The sequence below is a fragment of the Celeribacter sp. ULVN23_4 genome (assembly GCF_054788345.1).
The window spans coordinates 1-5,607 of sequence record NZ_JBTVYO010000019.1; the positions used below are offsets into that span (position 1 = coordinate 1).

The window sequence follows — 5,607 nt, forward strand, 5'->3', positions numbered from 1 at the left end:
AAGCACGAGAAACAGTTTCCATTCAGCCTTAGTCGGTTGGATGGAGTGATGTGCAGAGGTTCGACGTCAAGGTTATGATGGTAACATCATTTCAACTTGAGAGTTTGATCCTGGCTCAGAACGAACGCTGGCGGCAGGCCTAACACATGCAAGTCGAGCGCGACCTTCGGGTTGAGCGGCGGACGGGTTAGTAACGCGTGGGAACGTACCCAGATCTGCGGAATAGCCTCGGGAAACTGAGAGTAATACCGCATACGCCCTTCGGGGGAAAGATTTATCGGATTTGGATCGGCCCGCGTTAGATTAGGTAGTTGGTGGGGTAATGGCCTACCAAGCCTACGATCTATAGCTGGTTTGAGAGGATGATCAGCAACACTGGGACTGAGACACGGCCCAGACTCCTACGGGAGGCAGCAGTGGGGAATCTTAGACAATGGGGGCAACCCTGATCTAGCCATGCCGCGTGAGTGATGAAGGCCTTAGGGTCGTAAAGCTCTTTCGCCTGTGAAGATAATGACGGTAGCAGGTAAAGAAACCCCGGCTAACTCCGTGCCAGCAGCCGCGGTAATACGGAGGGGGTTAGCGTTGTTCGGAATTACTGGGCGTAAAGCGCACGTAGGCGGATTAGTCAGTCAGAGGTGAAATCCCAGGGCTCAACCCTGGAACTGCCTTTGATACTGCTAGTCTTGAGTTCGAGAGAGGTAAGTGGAATTCCGAGTGTAGAGGTGAAATTCGTAGATATTCGGAGGAACACCAGTGGCGAAGGCGGCTTACTGGCTCGATACTGACGCTGAGGTGCGAAAGTGTGGGGAGCAAACAGGATTAGATACCCTGGTAGTCCACACCGTAAACGATGAATGCCAGTCGTCGGCAAGTATACTTGTCGGTGACACACCTAACGGATTAAGCATTCCGCCTGGGGAGTACGGTCGCAAGATTAAAACTCAAAGGAATTGACGGGGGCCCGCACAAGCGGTGGAGCATGTGGTTTAATTCGAAGCAACGCGCAGAACCTTACCAACCCTTGACATCCTGGTCGCGGATTAGAGAGATCTTTTCCTTCAGTTCGGCTGGACCAGTGACAGGTGCTGCATGGCTGTCGTCAGCTCGTGTCGTGAGATGTTCGGTTAAGTCCGGCAACGAGCGCAACCCACATCCTTAGTTACCAGCGGTTTGGCCGGGGACTCTAGGGAAACTGCCCGTGATAAGCGGGAGGAAGGTGTGGATGACGTCAAGTCCTCATGGCCCTTACGGGTTGGGCTACACACGTGCTACAATGGCATCTACAGTGAGTTAATCTCCAAAAGATGTCTCAGTTCGGATTGGGGTCTGCAACTCGTCCCCATGAAGTCGGAATCGCTAGTAATCGCGTAACAGCATGACGCGGTGAATACGTTCCCGGGCCTTGTACACACCGCCCGTCACACCATGGGAGTTGGGTCTACCCGACGGCCGTGCGCCAACCTTTTGGAGGCAGCGGACCACGGTAGGCTCAGCGACTGGGGTGAAGTCGTAACAAGGTAGCCGTAGGGGAACCTGCGGCTGGATCACCTCCTTTCTAAGGATGTTTCTAGAAGATCGGTTCGCCTTTCTCGTGAAACTCATTAGCAGCTCTAGTGCTCAAGTGGCCGAATAGGCGGTAGCACACTAAACAGAGCAATAGATCAACAATAGTTGGTCAAACTCGGCCAGGCCGTCCTCATATCTCTTCGGACTTCCAAGCAACCCTGATGGTTGCTTCTGGGGCCTTAGCTCAGCTGGGAGAGCATCTGCTTTGCAAGCAGAGGGTCATCGGTTCGATCCCGATAGGCTCCACCAGTTATGATCGGCAGGCCTGAGCGTGTCGGTCCCGGATGGGTCGGTAGCTCAGGTGGTTAGAGCGCACGCCTGATAAGCGTGAGGTCGGAGGTTCAAGTCCTCCTCGACCCACCAACGTCTCTTTTGCGAAGCAAAAGATGGCGCTGGACATCCGCCAGACATTGGAAGGCAAGCGCAGGGTATTTTGCAAAAGCAAAATGTCCCGAGAGCGGGCTTCGATTAGATCAGTAAGAACTGTTCCAGTTCTTACTCGTCCAATCGGACAACGTCGGGTCTCCCCGACGACTATCTGACATCGTATAGAGAGATTAAATGCAACATCGTTGATCGCCCAAGTGAGGGTTGATCTCGGTCGCTTCCCGCAAGGGAAGGCGCATGACAGACCACATTCCCGGTCTCAGTGCGTATCGCGGCTGAAAAGATGATGTTGCCCAAGTCAAGTAAACTAACCAAGTTGCGGTTCTAAGGAACTGCAGCGCGTTTCCGATCCCATACAAGATCGGAAGCGGGAAAGTATGCTTTTGGTTCAGGAAGCACAGCCTACATCTTACCAGCTTGTAGGCTCGCATGACGGGTCTTCGGACTAAGTTTTGCTCTTTCTGGATCAAATCAAGCGCGAGAAGGGCGTTTGGTGGATGCCTTGGCAGTAAGAGGCGATGAAGGACGTGATACTCTGCGATAAGCTACGGGGAGCTGAGAATAGGCTTTGATCCGTGGATTTCCGAATGGGGGAACCCACTTGATTGATTTTAGTTATCGCGCAGCGATAACCGCACGGCGCCGGCCCTTGGCCGGTACACCGATCCTTTGGATCGGCACTGGGTGGTTGCTGTGTGATTATCTAAGATCAAAACCAAGTACTTTTAACCTGAATACATAGGGTTTTAAGAGCAAACCCGGGGAACTGAAACATCTAAGTACCCGGAGGAAAGGACATCAATAGAGACTTCCCTAGTAGCGGCGAGCGAACGGGAACCAGCCGAGCATGATAAGTGACTGGAACAGATTGGAAAGTCTGGCCATAGCGGGTGACAGCCCCGTACAGGAAGCTTTGAGTGACGTATTAAGTAGGGCGGAACACGTGAAATTCTGTCTGAAGATCGGGGGACCACCCCCGAAGGCTAAGTACTCCTTACTGACCGATAGCGAACCAGTACCGTGAGGGAAAGGTGAAAAGCACCCCGACGAGGGGAGTGAAACAGTTTCTGAAACCGGACGCCTACAAGCAGTCGGAGGATCCTCGAGATCTGACGGCGTACCTTTTGTATAATGGGTCATCGACTTGGTCTTACGAGCAAGCTTAAGCCGTTAGGTGTAGGCGCAGCGAAAGCGAGTCTTAATAGGGCGCATGAGTTCGTGGGATCAGACCCGAAACCGAGTGATCTAGGCATGACCAGGATGAAGGTAAGGTAACACTTACTGGAGGTCCGAACCCACACCTGTTGAAAAAGGTCGGGATGAGTTGTGCCTAGGGGTGAAAGGCCAATCAAACTCGGAGATAGCTGGTTCTCTGCGAAATCTATTTAGGTAGAGCGTCATCCGAATACCCCGGGGGGTAGAGCACTGGATGGGTAATGGGGCCCCACAGGCTTACTGATCCTAACCAAACTCCGAATACCCGGGAGTACTAGATGGCAGACACACTGCGGGTGCTAACGCCCGTAGTGGAGAGGGAAACAACCCTGACCTCCGGCTAAGGCCCCTAATTCATGGCTAAGTGGGAAAGCAGGTGGGACGACCAAAACAACCAGGAGGTTGGCTTAGAAGCAGCCATCCTTTAAAGATAGCGTAACAGCTCACTGGTCTAGATAAGTTGTCCTGCGGCGAAGATGTAACGGGGCTCAAGCCATGAGCCGAAGCCGAGGATGCCGTAAGGCATGGTAGCAGAGCGTGGTGTGATATAGCTTCATGCCTCTTTCGATCCCTCCGGGGATCATTAGAGGCTCGAAGCTTTCTGTGAAGCCGGCGTGTGAACGATCCGGTGGAGAGATCACCAGTGAGAATGATGACATGAGTAGCGACAAACAGGGTGAGAGACCCTGTCGCCGAAAGTCCAAGGGTTCCTGCTTAAAGCTAATCTGAGCAGGGTAAGCCGACCCCTAAGGCGAGGCCGAAAGGCGTAGTCGATGGGAACCAGGTTAATATTCCTGGGCCAGAGAGAAGTGACGGATCGCAAAGGTCGTTCATCCTTATCGGATTGAATGGGCGGCTCAGCGGTCCCTGGAAATAGCCTCTCATTAGATCGTACCCTAAACCGACACAGGTGGACTGGTAGAGAATACCAAGGCGCTTGAGAGAACGATGTTGAAGGAACTCGGCAAAATACCTCCGTAAGTTCGCGAGAAGGAGGCCCAGTTTCTACGCAAGTATTGGCTGGGGGCACAAACCAGGGGGTGGCGACTGTTTACTAAAAACACAGGGCTCTGCGAAGTCGTAAGACGACGTATAGGGTCTGACGCCTGCCCGGTGCCTGAAGGTTAAAAGGAGAGGTGCAAGCCTTGAATTGAAGCCCAGGTAAACGGCGGCCGTAACTATAACGGTCCTAAGGTAGCGAAATTCCTTGTCGGGTAAGTTCCGACCTGCACGAATGGCGTAACGACTTCCCCGCTGTCTCCAACATCGACTCAGCGAAATTGAATTGCCTGTCAAGATGCAGGCTTCCCGCGGTTAGACGGAAAGACCCCGTGCACCTTTACTACAGCTTCACACTGGCATCAGGCACAACATGTGCAGGATAGGTGGTAGGCTTTGAAGCAGGGACGCTAGTCCCTGTGGAGCCTTCCTTGAGATACCACCCTTGTTCTGCTTGATGTCTAACCGCGACCCATTATCTGGGCCCGGGACCCTGTGTGGCGGGTAGTTTGACTGGGGCGGTCGCCTCCCAAAGAGTAACGGAGGCGCGCGAAGGTTGGCTCAGAGCGGTCGGAAATCGCTCGTTGAGTGCAATGGCAGAAGCCAGCCTGACTGCAAGACTGACAAGTCGAGCAGAGACGAAAGTCGGCCATAGTGATCCGGTGGTCCCGAGTGGAAGGGCCATCGCTCAACGGATAAAAGGTACGCCGGGGATAACAGGCTGATACTGCCCAAGAGTCCATATCGACGGCAGTGTTTGGCACCTCGATGTCGGCTCATCTCATCCTGGGGCTGGAGCAGGTCCCAAGGGTATGGCTGTTCGCCATTTAAAGAGGTACGTGAGCTGGGTTTAGAACGTCGTGAGACAGTTCGGTCCCTATCTGCCGTGGGTGTAGGATACTTGAGAGGAGTTGCCCCTAGTACGAGAGGACCGGGGTGAACGATCCACTGGTGGACCAGTTATCGTGCCAACGGTAGTGCTGGGTAGCTATGATCGGAAAGGATAACCGCTGAAGGCATCTAAGCGGGAAGCCCCCCTCAAAACAAGGTATCCCTGAGGGCCGTGGAAGACCACCACGTCGATAGGCTGGAGATGTAAGTGCGGTAACGCATTCAGTTGACCAGTACTAATTGCCCGATAGGCTTGATTTGATCCAGTAATAGCAAAACTGCTCTTACTCGAACAAAATCAAAAGCATACACAAACACTTACTTGACTTGGAATCGCGCTCTTCTCCCCCAATAGGAAAGTGCGCAGATAATAAGCTCCTTATTCGGTTTGGTGGTCACAGCACCAGTGAAACACCCGATCCCTTCCCGAACTCGGCCGTTAAGCACGGTTGCGCCAATGGTACTGCGTCTTAAGACGTGGGAGAGTAGGTCACCGCCAAACCTAATAAAGAGCTTAAATCTCTCATACGATTACAAATTCCCCAC

At 53.1% G+C, this 5,607-nt stretch carries 2 tRNA genes and 3 rRNA genes; all 5 read left to right on the forward strand.

Annotated elements, in window-relative coordinates:
- The first annotated feature begins 92 nt into the window (after positions 1-92).
- Positions 93-1,558: ribosomal RNA gene (locus ACYBHZ_RS19250) — 16S ribosomal RNA — on the forward strand.
- Between the two features lie 184 nt (positions 1,559-1,742).
- A tRNA-Ala gene (locus ACYBHZ_RS19255) sits at positions 1,743-1,818 on the forward strand.
- A gap of 37 nt (positions 1,819-1,855) precedes the next feature.
- Positions 1,856-1,932, forward strand: a tRNA-Ile gene (locus tag ACYBHZ_RS19260).
- A 493-nt stretch (positions 1,933-2,425) separates the two neighbouring features.
- A 23S ribosomal RNA gene (locus ACYBHZ_RS19265) occupies positions 2,426-5,322 on the forward strand.
- Between the two features lie 126 nt (positions 5,323-5,448).
- Positions 5,449-5,563 (forward strand): 5S ribosomal RNA (gene rrf, locus ACYBHZ_RS19270).
- Together the 16S, 23S and 5S rRNA genes with 2 tRNA genes alongside form the textbook arrangement of a ribosomal RNA operon.
- Positions 5,564-5,607: the final 44 nt, after the last annotated feature.